Source organism: Nocardia sp. NPDC005746 (assembly GCF_040630785.1).
Taxonomy (GTDB): Bacteria; Actinomycetota; Actinomycetes; order Mycobacteriales; family Mycobacteriaceae; genus Nocardia.
The window spans coordinates 47,148-68,284 of record NZ_JBEXYE010000005.1; the positions used below are offsets into that span (position 1 = coordinate 47,148).

The following is a 21,137-nucleotide window of genomic DNA, read 5'->3' on the forward strand; positions in this document are numbered from 1 at the left end:
GATCGTGTCCGAGACCACACCCGGCGCGTCCGAAGGTGCGCGAGCAGTCGGGGCCGAAGGTGCGCGAGAAGTCTTGAGCGACGGTAAAATCCGCCCCGGGAGGAGGGGACGTGCGACTGTTCGCGGCGTTGATGGGCCTCACGATGGCGCTCGCGGCCGGAACCGGCTGCGCGAGCAATGTTCCCGGCCACCCGGTGCGGCAGCCGACCGATCCGGCGAGCCTGGAGGTCGGCAACTACCAGACCACGCCGCGCACGGTGGGAAATGCGAAGACCGGCAAGCAATCCCGGATCCGGGAGTCACAGCGGCTGTCGGACTACGTGGCGCTGCCGTTCGAGGCCGACCACGACTACGCCTACGAATGCTCCAACAATGTCCGCCCGCACGTCGTGACCAACCACAAGGGCCTGGGCGACATCGTCATCAACGACACCTTCGACGAGGTCGCCCACGATCTGCGCGGCGGCTGGGTGACCACCTGGTGCACCGGCGCGGGCAGGGAGGAGAAGCACCGCAGGCTCAGCATCGCGGTGCTGGAACTGCCCGACGCCGGGCGCGCCGCGGCGGTGGGGCCGGTGCTCGAGCACGACGACTTCACCTACAACACCGGCAATCAGCCGGTGCGGCTGGCCAAATATCCTGCGAGCACAGCGCATTGGCGGCCGACCGTGGCGTCGCTGGGCTCGTGGACGGTGCGCGACCGCTACGTGGTGTACATCAAGCTGGTGGACGAGCTGGCCGCCGCGCCGGATCTGGCGGATCTGAGCGCGCGCACCGAACGCATGCTCGACGTGGCGCTGCCGCTGCTCGACAAGTTCCAGCCCACGCCGGCCGACCAGTTCGAACACATTCCGCTCGATCCGGACGGCATTCTCGGCCGCACCCTGCCGACGAATCCGGAACTGCCGCTGCGCCCGGACCCGGACGGGGTGTACACCGGTCGCGGCTCGTTGCAGAGTCTCGACGGCACGGACCTGGAGTTCCTCACCATCGGCGATGTCGATCTGGTCGGCTACGGCGACGCGCTGGTGTTCCACAGCCGCACCGGCGCGGCGGCACGCGCCCTGTGGGACAAGTGGAATCCGGCCAAGGAATCCTCCGACAAGCATCGAGCCGTCGACCCGCCGCCACGCTTCCCCGGAGATGTCGGCTGCTTCGCGGATCTGGAGAACGGGCGGGTCATGTTCCACCAGTGCACCTTCCACGTGGACAAGTACACCGTGCAGGTCGGCGCGTCCAACCTGGCCGAGCTCTATCAGAAGACGGCCGCCCAGTACGTCCTGTTGACGAGCAGGTGAGCGGATGAGACGACTGCGGACGGTGGCGTTGGCGGCAGCAGCCGTGGCGGTGCTCGGCGCGGGGTACGCGGTCGGGTCGTGGCCGGTGTCCGGACACGCGGTACCCGGCATGACCGCGGCCGATCTGCCGAAACTGAAGGTCGGACCCTATCCGTCGGCCCCGGCGGAATTCGTGCCGTTCTACGGCACGGTCGCCGACGCGTACGCGATCGAATCGCGGCGCATGATGACGTATCTGGCCGGGCCCGACCGCATCGATCCCGACGTCCGGTATCTGGGCGGGGCCCGGCTGCTGAGCAGCTCCGGCGCCGATTTCGACGACGACAACGGGCCGTTCCCGAAGAACTGGCAGCCGGTCGCGGAACGCAATCGGCTCATCGCGGGCGCCTACATCTGGCGCAACAACGACAGCGTGCGGGCGCGCAAGCACATCACCCTCGCGATCCAGCGCTTCCCGACCGAGCAGGCCGCCCGCGCGGCCGTCGACGGGTACTGGGAGGCGTTGAACGCCCCTGGGCGGCACCCGATTCCGATCGACACCGCCGAGCTGCCCGCCGACACCCACGACAGTGTGCGAGCCTCCTCCCGGACCGACGAGAAGGGCGAGGTGGTCGCGGCGCGCGGCGTGTACGTGATCATCGGCCATGCCGTGATCCCGCAGAACGATCCGGCGGCGCTCGGCACCCGGCTGCGGGAGATGCTGCGCGCCCAGCTCACCGCGATGGCGGATCTGAAACCCACACCGCTCGAGGATCTTCCGGACCTGCCCGGCAATCCGGACACGATCCTGGATCTCACGCTGCCCAATCAGTACGACAGCTCCGACTCCGACCGGTCCGGGGGTCGCGGTCAGGGTGGGGTCTACACGCCCGCGGGCGCACTGCATTTCGAGCGCGACACGGCGGTGGCGCGGCCCGCGTTCGAGGCGGCCGGGGTGGATCTGGTCGCCCGCAACGGGGCGACCGTGTACCGCACCCGGGATCTGCAGGCGGCCTTCGGCTTACAGACCGCGCTGACCCGGCTGGGCCGCGACGACGACGAGGTCCCGAACCCCGGCGGTATCACCGACGCGCACTGCGTGCGGCTCGACGAACCCGAGCCGATCCGCGACGCCACCTATCTGTGCGCGGTGGTCTACGGCCGGTACGTGGCGGTGATCGGGGCACAGGCCCGGTTCAGCGGCGGCGCGCCCGGCTCGTTCGAGCAGCGGGTGTCGGCGCAGTATTCGATGCTGGCCAGGAGCGGACAGCGATGAGGATCGCACGAGCGAGAACCCGGCTGCTGGCGCTCACGGTGGCGGCCGTGCTGGCCGGGGGCTGCGGGTCCGGCCCGACCGACCCCGCCGCGCCCGCGTCACCGGCCGCGACCGTCGATGTGTCGCAATTGGATCCGGGGAACTATCCGGTGGTGCCGCGGCAGATCACCACCATGAAGCCCGACATCAGCGTCGGGGACGTGGTGCAGGAGGCGATCCGGCTGGGCGAGCACGTCCCGCTGCCGCTGGAGATCGACGAGCGACTGGGCTACGGGTCCGCCGGGAGCGCGATCACCGCGGACTATCCGCCGATGGGGATCGACGGGTTCAACGATCGCGCGCCGGGGCTGATCGCGGGCTGGCAGACCGGTGGGCGGCATCGGTACGACACCTCGCTCGGACTGAACGTGCATCTCACCGTGCTGCGCTTCGGCAAACCCGCGCAGGCCGCGACCGCCGCGGATTTCCTTGCGTCACAGACGAATCCGGAATACCCGGACAAGGGTCCGGTGCAGATCCCCGGCTATCCGACCGCACGGGCCGCGCTCACCTCCCTCGAATGGGTGCGGGCCCTGTACCCGCAGGGCGAGTACCTGTACTGGCTGCACGTCGAGGACGACCTGACGGTTCCCGACGGTCCCGCATTCCTGATCGACGTGGCGAAGCGAATGCTGGACAAGGCCATCGAATCGATACGGGGCTATCGCCCCACCCCGCCCGACCAGCTGGCGGGCCTGCTCAGCGATCCCGACGATCTGCTCAGCCGCGTGCTGCCCGCGGGCAAGGGCCAGGTCCGGGCGAGCGAGGGGCTGTACGGCCCGCACGCCGCCCTCACCCACGACGATCGACCGGCCGCCTCCCGCCGCGCGTACGCCGACGCCGGAATCGACGTGATGGCAAGTTCGCTCAGCAATATCTATCGGACGAAGGACGACGGGGCCGCCCAGCGCTTCATCGCCGCCTTCGTCGACGAACTGCTCGACCGGTACAAGCCCGTCGACCCGCCGCCCGGCCTGGCGACGGCACGCTGCCTGCAGTTGAAAGACGTGAAGTACGCCATCGGCGCGAAGTTCATGTGCTATCTGCCCTACCAGCGCTACGTGGCCGAGGTGTACGCCGACCAGTCCCAGGATCTGCGCCAACGGCTGTCGGCCCAATATCAGCTGCTCGCCTATGGCCACATCTGACGCTCGGCCGGGTCCGGCAATCGTTGCTACATTCCAAGGGCCTGGACAAGGGCGACAACCGATCTCGCGAGTTCGGGGCAACTCGCCGGGTACGCCCGAACGTGGTTCGGCACCGACCGCCGGCACGGACACGAAACCGGCAACGGCTATGAGCGGGCCACTGCAGGCCCGGAGAGGCGGATAAGCATGCCGTTGCGGCCCGGCACTGTTGTGGGCGGCCACCGGATCATCCGGGTGCTGGGCAGTGGCGGGATGGGGACCGTCTATCTGGTGCAGGATCCCATGTTCCCCGGGCGGCTCGACGCGCTGAAGGTGCTCAGCAACGATCTGTCGCACGACGAGGTGTATCGGGCGCGCTTCGCGCGCGAGGCGAATCTCGCTGCGGAGCTGGATCATCCGAACATCGTGACGGTCTACGCCCGCGGGGAGGAGGACGGGCGGCTGTGGATCGCCATGCAGTACATCCCCGGCACCGACGCCTCCGTGGAGTTGAAGCAGCACCCCGAGGGGATGACGCCGCAGCGGGCGCTGCGCATCGTGACCGAGGTGGGCAAGGCCCTGGATTACGCGCATCGGCGCGGGCTGCTGCACCGGGATGTGAAGCCCGCCAACTTCCTGCTCTCCCGTGACGAGGACGCGCATCCGGGCGAGGAACGAGTGCTGCTCACCGATTTCGGCGTCGCCAAGTCGGTGACCGACGGCCGCGAACTCACCGCCACCGACGCCATGATGGCCACCCTCGCCTACGCGGCCCCCGAGCGGCTGGTCGCCGGGCCACTGGATCATCGCGGCGATATCTACAGTCTCGGCTGCGCTTTCGTGAAGCTGCTCACCGGGCGTACGCCGTTCCCGGTGAATTCCATCGCCCAGGCCACGCTGGGTCACCTCCAGGATCCGCCGCCCGCGCTGGGCACGCTGCGCGCCGATCTGCCGCCCGCGCTGGACGCGGTGATCGCGAAGGTGCTGGCCAAGGATCCCGACGACCGCTACGCCACCTGCCGGGACTTCACCGAGGACGCCGCGCTCGCCGTGCAGGGCCGGATGCCCTCCGCGCCGCCGGTCGTCGAGTCCGAGCGGCCGACCGAGCGGATCACCCGGCCACAGCCGATCGGCTCGGGGACCCTGTCCACGACCCGCGGCGCCCGCACCACACGCCGGCGCGCCCTCGCGGTGGCGGCGGCCGTTGCGCTGCTGGGTGTTTCCGGCACCGCGGTCTACCTGGCCACGCACCAGGATTCCGGCGGCGACCCCGTCACCCAGACCACCTCCACCCCCAGCGATTCCCCGGCCCAGGTCCGCGCCGCGCATCCGTCGTTCCTCAACAAGACGGTGGCCGCCTACAACCTCGGCGACAGCTCCCTGTCCGTCGACCTGGATTCGAGCGAGCAGGCGAAGTTCCTGCAGGACATCGGCTTCCGCTACGCCACAGACTTCCGCGCCAAACCCGACGAAGCCTCCCCGCGCCCGTTGTCCGCGTCCGGCGAGATGGTCCCCGACGTCGATCTGGTCATCGTCGTGCGCACCGACAAGCAGGCCGGCAACGGCGGCCTGCGGGGCCTGCCGAGTTCCTTCCTGTCCTCCAACCTCACCCACGCTCGTCTGGTCATCGTCGACGACCCGGCCACCGCGCAGGCCTTCCAGAGCTGGACCCCGAATTCCACGGATGTCGCGATAGCCAAGATCGTCCCCGCCATCGCCAAGGTCCTCTGACCCCTCCCCCGCACCGCTTCCCGGAAGTCCCTGCGCGCCAGCGTGATCCGCGTCTCACGTAGCGTTGGGCGGCCAGGCGCAACTGCGCCACTGCGGTTGGCGCGCCCCCGCCATCCTGTTACGCTCCGGCCCGAACAGGAGGTCGTGGTGCTCGGAAGACGGTGGGGGATCCTCCGATACCTGCTGGTAGCAGTCGTATTCGTGCTGGCGGGTTGCGGTTCGTCCCCGGCATCCCAATCCGACCCCGGCTCAACCCCTTCCGCCCACTCCAACCGCGATGTGTGCACCCGCATGCTCGACTTCTTCCACACCACGTTGGGTGTCCCCGAAGCCCAGGTGGCCGAGCTCAGCCAAGGCACCATCAATGCCACCATCGGCATGAACGGCTCCTGCTACCTCAACCTCAAGCCCCGAGCCCCCTACGTGGCCTGGCTGACCCTCCGCAATATGCGCAAACCAGACCACACCGACCCCGAAGGCGGCCGCTACCACCGCCTCGACGGCTTCGACGAGGAAGTCTGGCGTTCCGCCGACGACTCCTTCCTCACCCGAATCGGCACCTGGGAAGGCATGATCGCGATCGACGACAAGATCGCCGCCACCAGCTCGGTCCCCCTGAAGATGACCGACGCCAAAGTCCGCGACACCATCACCTTCTTGATCGCCACCACCCGCGAACTGCAATAGGTGCCCGAACAGGCGCCGTCCTAGGCTGACGTGATGACCGACCAGCCTGTGTTGCGCTACCGCCTGATCACCGGTCCCGATGACGCGACGTTCTGTGAGCGGATCAGTGCGTTGCTGGAGCAGGGGTATCGCCTGCACGGCTCGCCCGCCGTCACATTCAATGGGGTCTCTGTCATTGCCGCGCAGGCGGTGGTGTGGGGCGAAGGCTGACCGCGGGGCGGGTCAGGAGGGGAAGCGGGTTCGGGAGGGGATGGATTCGAGGCCGTCGCCTATGCGGCGGGCGGCTGCCGAGAGTTCGGCCAGGTAGTGGCGGCGTTCGGGGCGGGTGACGTCGGGGCGGAGGGGGCCGATCTGGAGTTCCATGACGGCGTGGCCGCTGTCGTCGAAAACCGGGGCGCTCATGTAACTGAGGGGGAGGGTGGCTTCGGAGTCGAAGGTGGGCTGGTCGTAGGCGCTGCCGCCGAAAGTGGCCAGCTGGGCGAGGACTCGGCCGCGGAGGTCCTTGTCACCGGGGTGTTCGGCCAGGTGGGTGGCCACGTCGGAGAGGACCCGGAGGCCGGGCAGGCTGTCGGGTTCGAGGCGCCAGGCGCAGTAGCCGGCGGTGCGCAGGGTATCGAGGACGGCGCGATATTCGTCACGTCGTTCGGTGCCGCGGGTGTCGAGCCAGTCGCGTTGGCGGACCTTGCCGGTGTGGGCGATGATCGCGGCGCCGGCGGGGGCCAGCAGGGGGATGCGGACGCCGGATTCCATGCCGACGGTGAGGCGGTCGCGGGTGACGGCGACGAATTTGAGGTGGCCGCCGCTGAGCGCGGTGAGGGCGGCGCCGCAGTTCACGCGGTCGGCCAGTTCCTCCAATTCGCGCTCCAACCAGGCACGATCGTGGCGGCCGGCGGCGGCGCGGGCGCCGATGGCGGCGAGGCGGCCGCCCAGTTCGTAGCTGAGATCGGGGAGGCGGCGGACCCAGCCGCGGTCGGCCAGGGCCGCCAGGATGGAGCCCGCGGTGGAGCGGTTCAGGCCGAGGGTGTCGGCGATCTCGGCGGCGGTGAGCGAGTCGCGTTGGGCGGCGAGCAGTTCCACGATGGCCACCACCCGCTGAGTGGGGGGCGAACTCTCGGTCTTGCCTGTGGGCACCACGGTCTCCTAGCCTGAGCCGCGGCACAAATAGCCGTACGGCTGGGTACGAATAGTCGCATCGAGGAGCAGGGCATGGCAACCAGGGCACAGGGGCCGAGCGGGTCGTGATCGCGGATTTCGCCGACCACTGGCTGCTGTACTGTTCCATCCCGCTCGTCGCGGCGCTCATCGGCTGGGTGACCAAGATCGTCGCCGTGCAGATGCTCATGAAACCGCTCGAGTTCAAGGGCATCCCACCGTGGCTGGGCTGGCAGGGCGTCATCCCCCGCTCCGCGCCGCGCATGGCCACCATCGCCGTGGACCTCATGTTCGGCAAGCTGATCGATCCGCAGGACATCATCGCCCGCATCGACATCGGCGAACTCACCACGCGCCTGCGCGAACCCCTCGACGCGGGCGTCGACCACATGGTGCGCACCATGATGATGAAGCACGAGCCGCGGCTGTGGGTGAACATGCCCGAGGCCGCGCAACGCGCCATCATCGAACGCGCGCAACGGGATCTGCCGCAACTGATCGAGGACATCGTCTTCGACCTGCGCACCAATCTCGACCAGGTGATGGACCTGCGCGGCATGGCCATCAGCGCCCTGGTCGAGGACAAGTCGCTGCTGGTGGAGATGGTGCGCCGGGTCGGCAACAACGAGCTGCGCTTCATCGTGCGCTCCGGGCTGATCTTCGGCACCGTGCTGGGTTTCGTGCAGATGTTCACCTGGTCGCTGACCCACAACCCGTTGCTCATGCCGGCGTTCGGCGGTTTCACCGGTCTGCTCACCGACTGGCTGGCGCTGCAGATGATCTTCCGCCCGATCCGTCCGGTCGGTATCGGACCGTTCAAGTGGCAGGGCCTGTTCCACAAGCGGCGCGAGCAGGTCTGCACCGACTACGGCGACCTGATCGCCACCGAGATCCTCACCCCCGCACGCATTCTCGAGGCCGTCCTCCATGGCGAACGAGCCGACCGGTTGGCATCCCTGCTGAGCCGCCACGTCAGCGAGTTCCTGGAACTACAGACCGGCCCGGCCCGCCCGCTGGTCATGATGGTCGCGGGCGACAGCTACACCGCCATCGAACGTGACGCGGTCACCTTCGTCCTCGACCACATCAAGGCCGCCGCCCACTCCGGTTTCGACCAGCACGCCATCGAGGCCCTCGATGTCCGCAGTCTGGTCATCGAGAAGACCAAGCAGTTGTCCGACGACGAGTACGAGGGCCTGCTGCGCCCCGCCTTCAAGCAGGACGAATGGAAGCTGGTCGCGATCGGCGCGGTGCTCGGATTCCTGGTCGGCGAACTCCAGGTTCACCTGATTCTGGGGTGAGTCCGCCGATTTCGGGGCACTTTCCGACCGCCGTTCCAGCCCGTCGGCGTGGCGTTGGTCGTACTATGGGCACTCGCGCGCAAAACCGCCGGTAGTCTCGAATTCGCATGCTACGCATGCTGGACGGCACGGTGAAGTACCACGCAGCGTCGGCGAAATCGCCGCGAGTCTCCTCAAATTGCGATGTTTGCGAATTCGAATCGGTACCATCCCCCACGTGCGCAAGATGTATGCGGGGGCCCGACTACGGCGGTTGCGCGAGGAACGGCGGATGACCCAGGCGGCCTTGGCCAAATCCCTGGACCTGTCGCCCAGCTACCTCAACCAGCTCGAGCGTGATCAGCGACCGCTCACGATTCCCGTGCTGCTCAAACTGAATTCCACCTTCGACCTGGACGTGCAGTTCTTCGCGGCGGACTCCGACGCGCGGCTGGTCTCGGACCTGCACGAGATCCTGGTGGAGGCCGCGGGCGGCAATGCCGCGCCGGTGGCCGAGGTCGAGGATCTGGCCACCCGCATGCCCGAGGTCGCGAAAATCGTTGTGGCCATGCATCGCCGACTACGGGCCGCGACCGACCAGCTGGATCTGTTGTCCTCCAAGGTGGCCACCCCCGCCGGCGTGCCCGGCGTCGCGATGCCCTACGAGGACGTGCGCGACTTCTTCTACGATCACCACAATCACATCGCCCAGCTGGACCTGGCCGCCGAGCGGCTGTTCGAGGAGAGCGGGCTGACCATCGGCTCCCTGGACCGCCAGCTGGCGCGGGTGGCCGAGGAACGCGCGGGCGTCACCGTCCTGGTGCGCGGCGACGGGGCCGACCCGAACATCCCCAAGCGCCACTACGAACCCGAGACCCGCACGCTCACCCTGGCCCGCCGGCTGCGGCCGGGGCAGCGCGCCTTCCAGATCGCCACCACCCTGGCCTTCCTGCTGCACGGCGCGCTGCTCGACGAGGTGCTCGACGAGAACCCCGCCCTCAGCGGCGAATCCCGCACGCTGGCCCGGATCGGGCTGGCCAACTACTTCGCGGGGGCGCTGATCCTGCCCTACGGCAAGTTCCTGCGCTCGGCCGAGGAACTGCACTACGACATCGACCTGCTGGGCCTGCGCTTCGAGGTCGGCTTCGAGACCGTCTGCCACCGCCTGGCCACGCTGCAACGCCAGGGGCAGCGCGGGGTGCCGTTCTTCCTCATCCGCAGCGACCGGGCGGGCAATATCTCGAAACGCCAGTCCGCCACCGCCTTCCACTTCTCCCGGGTCGGCGGCAGCTGCCCGCTGTGGGTGGTGCACGAGGCGTTCGACCAGCCCGGCCGGATGCTGTCGCAGGTGGCGTCCATGCCCGACGGGCGGCGCTACCTGTGGGTGGCCCGCACCACCGCGCCCACGCCGAGCGGGTTCGGCGGTGCCGGAGGGGAATTCGCGATCGGACTGGGCTGCGATATCGAATACGCGGACCGCCTGGTCTATTCACGCGGCCTGGAGATCGAGGATCCCGCCGCGGCCGTACCCATCGGAGCGGGCTGCAAGGTGTGCGAGCGCCCGTCCTGCGCCCAGCGCGCCTTCCCGCAGATCGGGCGGCCGCTGGCGATCGACGAGCACACCAGTTCGGATCTGCCGTACCCCCGTCTGCCCCACTGAGTCCGGACAGCCGGAAGCGAGGCGTGCATCATGCTTGCCCTCATCCATTTTGGATATCCATTTCGCCCGATTTCATCAAATACCGAAAGGTATTAATACTGTCTAGTATTCTTGATCGCGCACCTGGAAAATCATGAGTTACCCGGATTAATCCGGCGTTTGCTCCCCATCCCCCGCCCATCCTGTGTAGCGTCTGGATTCGCTCGAATATTTCCCGGAACAAGCGGTGGGCGGCAGTGATCGGTATCGACGGATGCCTCAAACGCATCATGGACATTCCCGGTGCACGCAGCGTCACCCTCGTGGACGGCGCGAGCGGGCTGGCCATCGCCGCCGCCGGTCGCCACGACGTCGTCGATCAACACGAAGACGCTGCTGCCGCAACCGATGTCGTGCGCTCGGTGCTCACCTCCCCGGCCATGGCCACCGGCCGCCGCGGCGACGACATCACCGAGATCATCGTGTGCGGAACCGGCGGATATCACTTGCTGAATTTGATCGACGGCGATTTCGACGGACGGCTTTTCGTGCACGTTCTCTTCGACGGCGACACCGGCAATCTCGCCATGGCCAGGTACCAGCTGAGGATAATTCTCGCCGAATTCTCCAAGGATGATCATGGACAGTGAACTCGTCATCGAACTACGACGACTGGAACAGCAACGCGGCACCGGCGTACTCACCGTGGGCGATGGCGCATTTCATCTCGTCGAGGGCGCGATCGTGGCCGCCGATTGCCGGCGCACCACCGGACTCGATCGCCTGGCGATAACCGCCGGGCTCACCGACGCCGAGGGCTGGCGCCGCGCCCGGTCCGGAACCCCCGACCAGTTACCAACCGGCCCGCGGCTGGAAACCCTTGCGCTGCTGTCGGTCTTCGATGCCGCCTACCTATTGCTGGCCGCGCCCGCCCGGGTGGAGTTCCGAGAAGGGCCGGCGCACTGGCTGGCCCACACCTGCCGCATCACCCCGGGCGCGCTCATCCACGAATGCGCCCGCCGTGGCGACCCCAGCGCCGGCGTGTGGCCGGTGGAGCTGGTGGATCGCGTCGCCGTGGTCCCGGTGCGACGAGTGCAGCGGCGGCGGGTGGTGCTCACCGGCGGCCAGGCCGAGGTGCTCGCCGCGGTCGACGCCCGCCGCACCATCACCGGGCTCGGCGAGGATCTGGGCCGCACCACCTACGGCTGCCTGCTCGCGGTGCGCGAACTCACCGCGGCGGGGCTGATCGAGGCGCCGGTCATGGTGGCCCTGGCCGACCACATCGGCGCCGTCACCGAGCCGGACCGGCAACCGGCCGAACGATCCCCCGCCCCGGACGAGAACTCCGCGGCGGCAGCGAATTCCGCCCCGCCGCTGCGCCGCCGGGTGTCGCAGGCCGCGGCGGTCGCCGTCCCCGACCGCTGGGAACCGCCCGACCGGGACGTCCTCATCCGGCTACGGGCGGCACTGGAGGAACTGGCATGACCGCGAACGGATAGGGAGGCGGCCTTGGAGGAGCTCGCGTGACCGCGCGGCGAAGGCGGCTCGGCGGATTGATAGGAAGGTTGACCAAAGTGGCGATGTCCGGCCCAGAACCGAACACGCAAGTACACAGGGAGCTGAAGGCGCTGCGGGACCGGGTGCCGCAGTTGACCGGCACGCTGGTGGCATCCACCGACGGGCTGCTCATCGCACACGATCTGCCCTCGCACATCGAGCCGGCGGGCATGGCGGCGCTCACCGCCGCACAGCTCTCGCTCTCGCACCGGCTCGCCGCGACCGCGCACGGCGGCGGCTTCCACGAGGTGGTGGTGCACGGCGAGAGCGGCGACGTCGTCATCTACGCCGTGGGCTGGACCGCCTCGCTCACCGTGCTCGCCGGGCCCGGCACGAATATCGGCCGCGTGCACCTGGAATCGCGGCCCACCGCCCGGGCCATCGCCGACCATCTCGCGGCCGTCACCGGCGACGCCGATCCGGCCGCCGCGCTGCCGCCCGGAACACAGACTTCGAACCCCAAGTGAAACACCGATTGAAAGGAAACCCCATGTCCAACATGGATATCGCACTGAAGGACATGATGGTGATCGACGGCGCGATCGGCGCGGCCGTGGTCGACTACAACAGCGGCATGGCGCTCGGCATGCTCGGCAGCTCCAAGGCGCTGGACCTCCAGGTCGCAGCCGCGGGCAACACCGAGGTGGTGCGGGCCAAGATGCGCACCATCGACCAGCTCGCCATCAAGGAGGAGATCGAGGACGTCCTCATCACCTTGAGCAGCCAGTATCACATCATCAGGCCGATGACCGGACGGAAATCCAAGGGCCTGTTCCTGTATCTGGCGCTCGACCGCACCCGGGCCAACCTGGCCATGGCCCGCCACCGCCTCAGGGGCATCGAGGAAGACCTCGAGGTGTGACCCGTTCCGCGCCGAACCCGGGTGCCCGTACGGGCGAATTCGCCGAATCCCCGTACGGGCGAACACCACTCTGAATCCCCATGACGGATCACCGTTTTGACAGTCGATACCGGGCACACTTCCAGCACCGAGCCGGTAGTGTGAACCGCGTCAGCCGATGCCAGACGGCGTTGTCCCGCATCGAGGACCCCGGCTGCTCGTCTTCGCCTCGCGTCCGAACCCGACTGTGAAAGGACGAAGGGAACCCGCTCATGACTACCAAGGCAGATCTGCCGGACGGACTGCAGATGCGGACCAGCACCGTCGGCGGCGCCAACGGCAGCTGCGTGCAGGTCGGCTACTGGCCCGGCCGCGGCATCGTGGTCGCCCACAGCAAGGAGGGTAGCAACGGCGCGGTGCTGCTCTTCACCGTGCGCGAGTGGGAATCCTTCATCGAGGGCGTCAAGGCCGACGAATTCCCCGCCGCCGTTTAGCCCGGCGAAGGGGACGTCCACGCCACGGACGGGCTAGGTTCGGTGGCTGTGGCGTTCGAATACCGGGTCGGTGACATCCTCGAGCTGTCCTGTCCGTTCACCGCGGCACGGGTCACCGAGCTGACGGCGGACCAGGTCCGCGTCGAATGGCCCTGGTGGGCCGATGATCCCGACGGCGACGGCTGGAACGGCGTCGTCACGGTGCCGACCGGACCCGGCGCACCCGGCTGGGAACACGAGCTGTTCCGAATCCGGCCCGCCGACGGCGAACTCGCGGCCGACGCGCCGTGCCGGGTCGGGATTCCGCCGACCCTGGTTCGCGTGACCGGGCTGCGCGAGCACGAACCGCCCCGCGCCATCGGCCGGCTGCCCCGGCCGCGCCGGGAGATCGCCTACCTACGTGCCGGTCTCGCCGACGAGCCCGGAGCAACCGATCAGGAACCGGTGTTCGATCCCGACGACGGCATCCCCCGGACCGTCGAATTGCGGTTCCGCCCCTACGCTTTCCTCGAACCGGGCGACGAGGTCGCCGACTCCTCCGGCCGCGCCTGGCGTTTCGGCGGGCCCTGGGACTGGCAGCCGTTCGGCCCGGCCCACACCGACGAACCGAGCTGGCCGCTGATGCTGCTCACCCGCGACGGCGACAGTGACGACGCCGCCGCGGTGGACGTCACCGAGGCCACGCTGTCCGGCTCGCACGAGGAGGAGATGGCGCGGTGGCGCGAACTCGCCGGCCTGACCCCCGACGACGCCACCGCCGAATAGTCCGTCAGGACTTGGCCAGATACTCCAGACGTTCGCCATCCACGGCCGCGCGCATCATGCCCGCCAGACCCGGATGGTTCTTCAGACCCGGATCCGAGGACACGATCTCACGCGCCACTTCCTGTGCGGCGGTGATGACCTCGAGGTCGTCCAGCAGCGACAGCAGGCGCAGGCTGCGGGCGGTACCGGACTGGGCCGAGCCCAGCACATCACCCTCGCGACGCTGTTTGAGATCCAGGACCGCGAGTTCGAAGCCGTCGGTGGTGGCCGCGACCGCCTCCAGCCGGGCCATGGCCGTCCCCATCGGATTGGTCTCGGTGATCAGCAGGCACAGACCCGCGTGCTTGCCACGCCCGACCCGGCCGCGCAGCTGATGCAACTGGCTGACGCCGAAGCGATCGGCGTCCACGATCACCATGACAGTGGCGTTCGGGACATCGACACCGACCTCGACCACCGTGGTGCAGACCAGCACATCGATCTCGGCGTCGTTGAAATCCCGCATGACGCGGTCCTTCTCGTCCGCGGGCAGTCGGCCGTGCAGCAGGCCGACGCGCAGATCCTTGAAGGGGCCCGCCGCGAGCATCTCGTACATGTCGACGGCGGAATGGGTGGTGGGGCCTTCCTTCTCCTCCCCGGCTTTCGCCTTGCGGCCCTTGCCCTTCCCGTTCTCCTCCTCGTCGCCGATGCGCGAGCACACCACATAGGCCTGCCGACCCTGCGTCACCTCTTCGTGGATGCGCTCCCACGCGCGATCCACCCACGCCGGTTTCATTTTGGCGGGAACGACTTTCGACGTGATCGGCGACCGGCCGCGCGGCAGCTGGGTCAGCACCGAGGTCTCCAGATCACCGAGGGTGGTCATGGCGATGGTGCGCGGAATCGGCGTCGCGGTCATCACCAGCAGGTGCGGGCTCGCCGCGCCTTTCGCCTTGGCGCGCAGGGCATCCCGCTGCTCGACACCGAACCGGTGCTGTTCGTCGACCACCACCATGCCCAGGTCGAAGAACTCCACATTGTCCTGGATCAGGGCGTGGGTGCCGATCACCAGACCGGCGTCACCGGTCACCGCGTCCAGCAGGGCGGCCTTCTTCTGACCCGCCGACATCGAACCGGTCACCAGCACGATCTTGGTGGCGTTCTCGTCCGCGCCCAGCTCACCCGCCGTCCCCAGATCGCCGAGCATCTTCGACAGCGACCGATAGTGCTGGGCGGCCAGGACTTCCGTGGGCGCGAGCAGCGCGCATTGCTGACCGTTGTCCACCACCTGCAGCATGGCGTGCAGGGCCACGATGGTCTTGCCCGAACCCACCTCACCCTGCAACAGCCGATGCATGGGGTGCGGACGCGACAGGTCCGCGGAGATTTCGTCGATGACCGCGCGCTGCCCCTCGGTCAGCTCGAACGGCAGCCGCTTGTCGAAGGCGGCGGCGATGCCGTCGGTGCGCGGCGGGCACGGCTTCGCGGTGCGGCCCTCGGTCTGATGGCGGCGCTCGGCCAGCACCAGCTGCAGGGCCATCGCCTCGTCGAAACGCAGCCGGCCGCGGGCGGCCTCGATATCGGCTTTGTGCTCGGGTAGGTGGATCAGGCGCAGCGCGTCCGACACCGGCAGCAGCGAATGCTCGGTGCGCAGCGATTCCGGGAGCGGGTCGTCGATCGGGTCCAGCTGATCGAGCACCTGCCGGATGCAGCGCAGCAGATCCCAGCTCTGCACCTTCGCCGTCGACGGATAGACCGGGATGAACTCGCGCTCGAAGAACGAGACATCCACTCCCCCCGCGCCTTTCGCGGTCTGAGCCAGGCCACGCAGCGCGCCGCCGCCACGCACCGAGGTGAGGTTCTCGATCGACTCGCCCTGCTCGGGCAGGATCAGATAGTCGGGGTGCGAGAGATTCCAGCGGTCCGGCCGCCACCAGTGCACGGTGCCCGACATCATCGCCCGCACACCATCTTTCACCAGATAGCGGACCTTGTCGCCATTGAAGAAGGTGATCTCCACCGGGCGCGGGCCGCCGGTGTCCAGGTTCACCTTGAGCAGGCTGCCGCGACGGTTCTTCATCGGGCGCAGATCGGTCTTGGTGACCCGGCCCATCACCGTGATGTGCTGGCCCTCCTCCGGCTGCTCCTCGGTGAGCGGCTGCCCCTGGGTGGCGTAGCGCAGCGGATAGTGCCGCAGCAGATCCTCGACGGTCTGCATGTCGAAGTGCTCCTGCAGCGATTCCGCCGCCTTCACCCCGAGCACGTGATCGAGCCGATCAGCCAGCGTCGCCATCTATTCCACCCCGATCTGCACCAGGTCACCGGCCTGACCGCCCGGGTACACCACCACTTCCACACCCGGGAAGCCCGCCGCCACATGCGCGGTCAAGTCGTCGGAAAGCCCCTCGGGCGCATCGCCGCCCAGGAGCATGGTCACCAATTCCCCGCCCAGGCCCAGCATTCGGTCCAGCAGCGTGCGGCCGGCGGCCCGTACATCGGAATCGATGACCACCACATCGTGGCCGGCCAACCCGAGCCCGTCGCCCGCCGCGCACATCCCCACCATGGTCAGCGCGCGCTCCGGCGCGACCCGCAACGCACCCCACCGGGTTCCGGCTGCCGCCTCCGACATGGCGAACGCGTCATCGGCCGCGACCCGTCCGGCATCGTGCATCGACAGCGCCGCCAGGCCCTGCACCATCGACGCGCACGGCAGCATCAACACCTCCCGCCGGCCGTCGCGCGCCGCCACACTCACCGCCACCAGCTCGTGCGCGGGCAAGGCCCCGTTCGGCAACACCAGCACCTCCCGATGCGGCATTCTCCGAACCGCCTCGAGCAGCACCTCCGCGGTGACCGCCCCCTCGATCACGACCGCCCCCGCGTCCTCGAACAACCGCACCGCCCCGGCCCCGGACGCCACCGCCAGGATCGCCCGATCCGCCTTTCCCCGCGGCGCATGCCCGGAATCGTCGAGGATCTCGATCCGAATCCCGGTCACCGCCCCCGCGACCAGCCCGGCCTCGACGGCAGCGCCCGCGTCACCGCAGTGCACATGCGCGGACCAGGTATCGGCGCCGTCGCCCACGACCACCACCGAATCGCCCAGCTCCGCCAGCCGATCCCGCAGCACACCGACGCGCGGTTCATCCGTCTCCCGCACCAGGAACATGACCTCGTAGTGCGGCACCGCGGCCCATGCGGCCCGCGGGCGGTGCGACCCCGAACCCGACTCGGTCATGCCCGAACCCGATCCGGCCACGTGCGAGCGAGGCCCGAAAGCACGCGAATTCGGTACGGCCACAACAGAACTCGTCGCCTCATCACCGGAATTCCCGATGCCACCGGCTGCCGCGGTCGGCGCACCCGCACGCGGGCTCGACACCACTCCGGCCACGCCCGAATCGACGGAGTCGGTGTCGATCTCACGATCGGCGTCATCCTCGGCGCCGAAGCCGGGCGGAGCAGCCGACGCAGCGGCGGAATCCCCGCCCGCCCGGCGATGCCGCTCATCCGGCCGGTGCGCCGGTCGCTCGTCGGGCGCACCGCGCCGGTAGACCGGCCGGGCGGGCGCTCGACCTCCGGCGGCCGCCACCAATTCGTCCAGCAGCACCAGTAATCCGCGCGCCCCGGCGTCGACGACCCCGGCTTCCCGCAGCACTCCCAATTGCGCGGGAGTCTCCCCCAGCGCCTTGGCCGCCCCGTCCGCCGCGGCCAGCGCCACCGCGAGCAGATCCCGGTCCGTGGCCTCGGCGGCGCGCTCGGCGGCCCGGTCCAGCACGGTGAGCATGGTCCCCTCGACCGGCGAACTCAACGCCTCCCGCACCAACCGCGCCGCCCGCCGCAACGCCACCCGCAACGCCCGCTCGGTCAGCGGCCCCTCGGCCACCGCGTCCGCGATCCCCCGCAAAACCTGCGACAGGATGATCCCCGAATTCCCGCGCGCCCCGAAAGTCGCCGCGCGCGCCATGGCCGCCGCCACGGTCCGAGCCGGCAGCCCCCGCTCACCCGACAGCCGATCCGTGGGCGCAACCTGGTCACCGTCGAGCCGACCGTCCCCGCCGCGACCACGCTCCGCCGCGGCGGCCGGTCCGCTCTCCTCCATCTCGCCCGGTTCGGTTGCCCGGTCCGGAGCGGGGACGATCGCACGAACGGCGGCGTCGGCGGCGCGCACCGCTTCCTCCGCCCCGTAGACGGCCGCCCGCATGGTGGCGAGCAGGTTGGTGCCGGTGTCGGAGTCGGCGACGGGGAAGACATTGAGGGCGTTGATCTCGTCCCGGTGGCGTTCCAGGGCGGTGAGGGTGAGGCGACCCCAGTTCAACAGGGCCGTACCGTCGAGCGCGTCCGCTACCCCGGGCACCGTCACCGTCCTTCCGCTCACGTCGTGAAATCCCCTCGCCAGCCTAGTCGGGGCAACCGACACCGCACCCTCGCCTGACATTCGCACACCGCATACGAACCCGATGCCAGGGATTCGAGCTGCTGGGCGATTTGGGCTAATTTGTGGTGTTCTGCGAAATTTCGCGCCGTCACCAAGCGAATCGGTGTGGCGTGTCGACTGGTTGGGGTTTGCCGTGTCGCCGAGGAATTACCTAGCCTCGAACACGTGAGCGAAACCGGGCCCGAGACCGCGTCACCAGAGGTGGTGTCGGAGCCGACGGTGCAGGCCTACCGGTTCGCGCTGGAACCGACCAGCGATCAGGAACAGTTGTTGCGGTCTCATTGCGGGGCAGCCCGTTTCGCCTACAACTGGGGCCTGCGCCACGTCCTCGCCAACTGGGACCAACGTGCCGCAGAAACCAGCTACGGGATCGCAGCCGAACATCTCACCCCCCGAGTCAGCACGTCTGCCTACAGCTTGCGCAAGGCGTGGAACGCCGACAAGGACCGGGTCGCGCCCTGGTGAATAGAGAACAGCAAGGAGGCTTACGCGAGCGGACTCGCCCAACTTGCCACCGCGTTCGCGAACTACACCGCCTCCAAGCGTGGTGTCCGCGCCGGGCCACGGATGGGACTGCCGCGATGGAAGAGAAAGCAATCCCGGCCCGCGTTCACTGTGACCACCGGGTCCTACGGCCTCGCCGAGGGGTGTCGCCGGGTGAAGATTCCGCGCATCGGGTTGGTGCGGACCGGGGAATCGACCCGCAAACTCGCGCGGCGGTTGGTGAACGGGACCGCCCGGATCGGGTCGATGATCATCTCGCGACGGGGCGGCCACTGGTGGGTGTCGTTCACCGTCCACGTGCAGCGCCGTGACCGGCCGCCGGTCCGGCCCGATGCCCGGGTCGGGACCGATGTCGGGGTGAAAGCCCTCGCGGTTGTCTCCCAACCGGTGCCGGGGGTGACCGATACTGAAGGGCGGGTGCTCAATCCACGCCACTATCAGCGGGTGCAGCGGGCTCGGCGGCGTCTGGCTCGTGCTCGTGCCCGCCGTCGAGGGCCCGACCACCGCCGTGGGGTGCCACCGTCACGACGATGGTGCAAGGCGAATGCGAAGGTGGCCAGGCTCGAGACGCGGGTCGCTGCGATGCGCCGTGACGGCCTGCACAAACTCACCACCGCGCTCGCGGCCCGGTTCGGCAACATCGTTGTGGAGGATCTGAATGTGGCGGGGATGCTGAGGAATCGGTGCCTGGCCACACATATCGCTGATGCCGGGTTCGGTGAGTTTCGTCGCCAACTCAGCTACAAGACCCTCCGCCATGGTGGTCGTCTGTTGGTGGCGGATCGGTTCTTCCCGAGTTCGAAAAAATGTTCGTCCCCCTCGTGTGGTGCGGTGAAAGCCAAACTGGACCTGTCGGAGCGGGTGTTCATCTGTGACAAATGCGGGCTGATACTGGACCGCGATCTCAACGCCGCCCGGAATTTAGCGGTGTTGGCGTCCTCGCAGAGTTGCGGCGGGACGGAAAACTTGCCCGATGGAAACCATGTCAGACCCGGTTCGCCGGGCAGTGGTATTGCCACGGGAAGACCCGAGACTGTGGTTGCGGGTCAACCCTGCTCGAGCAATCGGGCAGGTCACGGACCGGAACTACATATTCCGTGAACGGCTGATTGGACATGCCTGGGACGGGTTGGCTACTCTTGGGCGGTTGCCTCACGCAGGCACGGTCCTGCTCGCTCAGGCATCGGCATGCGTTCACCGGCTCTCAGCCGGTAGGTACGGTCCAAGACATTAGGCTTTCGGACACGCTGTACGTCGTGCAGCGGGTCCCTCTATGACATGAAGGAGCTCGCGACTATGGCTGCCGTCTGTGACGTCTGCGCCAAGGGCCCCGGCTTCGGTAAGTCGGTTTCGCACTCGCACCGGCGCACCAACCGTCGCTGGAACCCGAACATCCAGACCGTGCGCGCCCAGGTTGCCCCCGGCAACACCCGCCGCATGAACGTCTGCACCTCCTGCCTGAAGGCGGGCAAGGTCGTTCGCGGCTGATAAGCGCTTTTCGTCGGAAGCCCCGGCACCCACAATGGGTGAACCGGGGCTTTTGCCGTTTCAGGGACGAGACAGGGTGGCAACCATGGGTGAGTGGCAGGTCGTTCCACTCGAACCGAAGTACGTCCACAGCATGTCCGAATGCCACATAGCCTGCTGGCGGGAGGCGTATCGGGGACTGGTGCCCCAGCACGTGCTCGACGCCTTCGACGTGGAGCGGCGGGCGGCCGCGTGGAACCGGATCCTGTTCGAGTACCCGGGGCGGATCCGGGTCGCGGTGCTCGACGACGGCGCCGTCATCGGCTTCGCGGGCAGCGGCGAGAATCGCGAGGAGTCACCCGCCGCCGAATACGAGCTCAGCGCCCTCTACGTGCGCGCGACCTATCACGGCACGGGCGTGGCCCAGGCGCTGATGGACGAGGTGCTGCCGGAGACCGGCGACATCGCGCTGTGGGTGTTCGAGGAGAACCCCCGCGCGCGGGCCTTCTATACGAAATACGGCTTCGAACCCGACGGCGAACGCCGAGTCGAAGCCTTCTCTCCCGCAATGCAAGTGCGGATGGTGCGCCGGGCCCTGACGGGGTGAGGCCCGGCGCCGCGGTTCAGGACGCGCCGTTGAGGCAATCCACCTGCTGGCTGATCGACTGCAGCAGGCACGCCGTCCGCGAGGTGACGTTGGACGAGAGTCCGCTCACGCTGTTGGTGTCGAGCAGGCTGCCGACGGGCTTGACCGAGGTCGTGGACTCGGGGACGTAGGGGTCCAGGGTCAACGGCTCGGCGTTGGCGATGGCCGGGGCCGAGGCCAGCGCGGCACCGGCGGCCAGAGCGACGAAAACACCACGGGCAGTCTTCTTCTGCAT

Annotated in this window: 22 protein-coding genes; 18 read left to right on the forward strand and 4 right to left on the reverse strand. The window is 68.6% G+C overall.

Annotated elements, in window-relative coordinates; genetic code table 11:
• The first annotated feature begins 110 nt into the window (after positions 1–110).
• The 6 genes from ABZ412_RS11155 (at position 111) to ABZ412_RS11180 (ending at position 6,347) form a co-directional block, all read left to right on the forward strand.
• Positions 111–1,298, forward strand: a complete 1,188-nt coding sequence (locus ABZ412_RS11155) for a hypothetical protein (protein WP_357279141.1) — start codon at positions 111–113, stop codon at positions 1,296–1,298.
• Positions 1,299–1,302: 4 nt separating this feature from the next.
• Complete coding sequence (locus ABZ412_RS11160) at positions 1,303–2,553, forward strand: hypothetical protein (RefSeq protein WP_357279143.1); 1,251 nt, start codon at positions 1,303–1,305, stop codon at positions 2,551–2,553.
• A complete protein-coding gene (locus tag ABZ412_RS11165; protein ID WP_357279146.1) occupies positions 2,550–3,740 on the forward strand; it encodes a hypothetical protein in 1,191 nt (396 codons plus the stop codon). Before ABZ412_RS11160 ends, ABZ412_RS11165 begins: the two co-directional genes overlap by 4 nt.
• Positions 3,741–3,926: 186 nt before the next feature.
• Positions 3,927–5,450 (forward strand): serine/threonine-protein kinase, encoded by a 1,524-nt coding sequence (locus ABZ412_RS11170; protein ID WP_357279148.1) that lies wholly within the window; start codon positions 3,927–3,929, stop codon positions 5,448–5,450.
• 147 nt (positions 5,451–5,597) lie between these two features.
• Positions 5,598–6,137, forward strand: coding sequence for a hypothetical protein (locus ABZ412_RS11175; protein WP_357279151.1), 540 nt, complete (start codon positions 5,598–5,600; stop codon positions 6,135–6,137).
• A 33-nt stretch (positions 6,138–6,170) separates the two neighbouring features.
• A complete protein-coding gene (locus tag ABZ412_RS11180; protein ID WP_357279153.1) occupies positions 6,171–6,347 on the forward strand; it encodes a DUF1737 domain-containing protein in 177 nt (58 codons plus the stop codon).
• Between the two features lie 12 nt (positions 6,348–6,359).
• On the opposite strand, the gene ABZ412_RS11185 is transcribed toward ABZ412_RS11180, so the two are convergent.
• Positions 6,360–7,268 (reverse strand): helix-turn-helix domain-containing protein, encoded by a 909-nt coding sequence (locus ABZ412_RS11185; protein ID WP_357279155.1) that lies wholly within the window; start codon positions 7,266–7,268, stop codon positions 6,360–6,362.
• Between the two features lie 107 nt (positions 7,269–7,375).
• Here ABZ412_RS11185 and ABZ412_RS11190 point away from each other — a divergent pair, with 107 nt between their 5' ends.
• The 8 genes from ABZ412_RS11190 to ABZ412_RS11225 all read left to right on the forward strand — a co-directional run bounded on the left by ABZ412_RS11190 (position 7,376) and on the right by ABZ412_RS11225 (position 13,865).
• Positions 7,376–8,590, forward strand: coding sequence for a DUF445 family protein (locus ABZ412_RS11190; RefSeq protein ID WP_357279157.1), 1,215 nt, complete (start codon positions 7,376–7,378; stop codon positions 8,588–8,590).
• A gap of 217 nt (positions 8,591–8,807) precedes the next feature.
• The gene (locus ABZ412_RS11195; protein ID WP_357279160.1) at positions 8,808–10,229 is read left to right on the forward strand and encodes a short-chain fatty acyl-CoA regulator family protein; all 1,422 of its coding nucleotides are present in this window, start codon (positions 8,808–8,810) and stop codon (positions 10,227–10,229) included.
• 236 nt (positions 10,230–10,465) lie between these two features.
• The gene (locus ABZ412_RS11200) at positions 10,466–10,858 is read left to right on the forward strand and encodes a hypothetical protein (protein WP_357279162.1); all 393 of its coding nucleotides are present in this window, start codon (positions 10,466–10,468) and stop codon (positions 10,856–10,858) included.
• Entirely contained in the window at positions 10,848–11,693 is an 846-nt protein-coding gene (locus tag ABZ412_RS11205) for a hypothetical protein (RefSeq protein WP_357279164.1), read from the forward strand. The genes ABZ412_RS11200 and ABZ412_RS11205 overlap by 11 nt, the downstream gene beginning before the upstream one ends.
• A 95-nt stretch (positions 11,694–11,788) precedes the next feature.
• The gene (locus ABZ412_RS11210) at positions 11,789–12,232 is read left to right on the forward strand and encodes a roadblock/LC7 domain-containing protein (protein ID WP_357279166.1); all 444 of its coding nucleotides are present in this window, start codon (positions 11,789–11,791) and stop codon (positions 12,230–12,232) included.
• A gap of 23 nt (positions 12,233–12,255) precedes the next feature.
• A complete protein-coding gene (locus ABZ412_RS11215; protein WP_357279168.1) occupies positions 12,256–12,627 on the forward strand; it encodes a hypothetical protein in 372 nt (123 codons plus the stop codon).
• Between the two features lie 251 nt (positions 12,628–12,878).
• The gene (locus ABZ412_RS11220) at positions 12,879–13,100 is read left to right on the forward strand and encodes a DUF397 domain-containing protein (RefSeq protein ID WP_357097547.1); all 222 of its coding nucleotides are present in this window, start codon (positions 12,879–12,881) and stop codon (positions 13,098–13,100) included.
• 48 nt (positions 13,101–13,148) lie between these two features.
• A complete protein-coding gene (locus ABZ412_RS11225) occupies positions 13,149–13,865 on the forward strand; it encodes a hypothetical protein (RefSeq protein ID WP_357279170.1) in 717 nt (238 codons plus the stop codon).
• A 4-nt stretch (positions 13,866–13,869) separates the two neighbouring features.
• On the opposite strand, the gene recG is transcribed toward ABZ412_RS11225, so the two are convergent.
• Both recG and ABZ412_RS11235 read right to left on the reverse strand, forming a co-directional pair.
• On the reverse strand, positions 13,870–16,137 hold the full coding sequence (gene recG / locus ABZ412_RS11230; RefSeq protein WP_357279172.1) for an ATP-dependent DNA helicase RecG: 2,268 nt from the start codon (positions 16,135–16,137) through the stop codon (positions 13,870–13,872).
• Positions 16,138–18,165, reverse strand: a complete 2,028-nt coding sequence (locus tag ABZ412_RS11235; protein WP_357279959.1) for a DAK2 domain-containing protein — start codon at positions 18,163–18,165, stop codon at positions 16,138–16,140.
• 285 nt (positions 18,166–18,450) lie between these two features.
• Here ABZ412_RS11235 and ABZ412_RS11240 point away from each other — a divergent pair, with 285 nt between their 5' ends.
• From ABZ412_RS11240 to ABZ412_RS11255, 4 genes are all read left to right on the forward strand, one after another.
• Positions 18,451–18,750 carry a helix-turn-helix domain-containing protein gene (locus tag ABZ412_RS11240; protein ID WP_357279174.1) on the forward strand — a complete coding sequence of 100 codons (300 nt, stop codon included), beginning with the start codon at positions 18,451–18,453 and terminating at the stop codon, positions 18,748–18,750.
• Positions 18,751–19,890 (forward strand): IS607 family element RNA-guided endonuclease TnpB, encoded by a 1,140-nt coding sequence (gene tnpB / locus ABZ412_RS11245; RefSeq protein WP_357279962.1) that lies wholly within the window; start codon positions 18,751–18,753, stop codon positions 19,888–19,890.
• Between the two features lie 195 nt (positions 19,891–20,085).
• Entirely contained in the window at positions 20,086–20,277 is a 192-nt protein-coding gene (gene rpmB, locus ABZ412_RS11250; protein ID WP_011210730.1) for a 50S ribosomal protein L28, read from the forward strand.
• An 85-nt stretch (positions 20,278–20,362) separates the two neighbouring features.
• Positions 20,363–20,863: a GNAT family N-acetyltransferase gene (locus ABZ412_RS11255; protein WP_357279177.1), complete on the forward strand. Its 501-nt coding sequence runs from the start codon at positions 20,363–20,365 to the stop codon at positions 20,861–20,863.
• Between the two features lie 16 nt (positions 20,864–20,879).
• Here ABZ412_RS11255 and ABZ412_RS11260 read toward each other — a convergent pair whose 3' ends face one another.
• Positions 20,880–21,137 (reverse strand): hypothetical protein, encoded by a 258-nt coding sequence (locus ABZ412_RS11260; RefSeq protein ID WP_357279179.1) that lies wholly within the window; start codon positions 21,135–21,137, stop codon positions 20,880–20,882.

What these genes read in the sequence shown, in the direction of transcription:
- recG (WP_357279172.1), bottom strand. Translation starts at nt 16,137, where the DNA reads ATGGCGACGCTGGCTGATCGGCTCGATCACGTGCTCGGGGTGAAGGCG.
- ABZ412_RS11260 (WP_357279179.1), bottom strand. Translation starts at nt 21,137, where the DNA reads ATGCAGAAGAAGACTGCCCGTGGTGTTTTCGTCGCTCTGGCCGCCGGT.
- ABZ412_RS11160 (WP_357279143.1), top strand. Translation starts at nt 1,303, where the DNA reads ATGAGACGACTGCGGACGGTGGCGTTGGCGGCAGCAGCCGTGGCGGTG.
- ABZ412_RS11165 (WP_357279146.1), top strand. Translation starts at nt 2,550, where the DNA reads ATGAGGATCGCACGAGCGAGAACCCGGCTGCTGGCGCTCACGGTGGCG.
- ABZ412_RS11180 (WP_357279153.1), top strand. Translation starts at nt 6,171, where the DNA reads ATGACCGACCAGCCTGTGTTGCGCTACCGCCTGATCACCGGTCCCGAT.
- ABZ412_RS11215 (WP_357279168.1), top strand. Translation starts at nt 12,256, where the DNA reads ATGTCCAACATGGATATCGCACTGAAGGACATGATGGTGATCGACGGC.
- ABZ412_RS11255 (WP_357279177.1), top strand. Translation starts at nt 20,363, where the DNA reads ATGGGTGAGTGGCAGGTCGTTCCACTCGAACCGAAGTACGTCCACAGC.
- ABZ412_RS11210 (WP_357279166.1), top strand. Translation starts at nt 11,789, where the DNA reads ATGTCCGGCCCAGAACCGAACACGCAAGTACACAGGGAGCTGAAGGCG.
- rpmB (WP_011210730.1), top strand. Translation starts at nt 20,086, where the DNA reads ATGGCTGCCGTCTGTGACGTCTGCGCCAAGGGCCCCGGCTTCGGTAAG.
- ABZ412_RS11220 (WP_357097547.1), top strand. Translation starts at nt 12,879, where the DNA reads ATGACTACCAAGGCAGATCTGCCGGACGGACTGCAGATGCGGACCAGC.
- ABZ412_RS11205 (WP_357279164.1), top strand. Translation starts at nt 10,848, where the DNA reads ATGGACAGTGAACTCGTCATCGAACTACGACGACTGGAACAGCAACGC.
- ABZ412_RS11170 (WP_357279148.1), top strand. Translation starts at nt 3,927, where the DNA reads ATGCCGTTGCGGCCCGGCACTGTTGTGGGCGGCCACCGGATCATCCGG.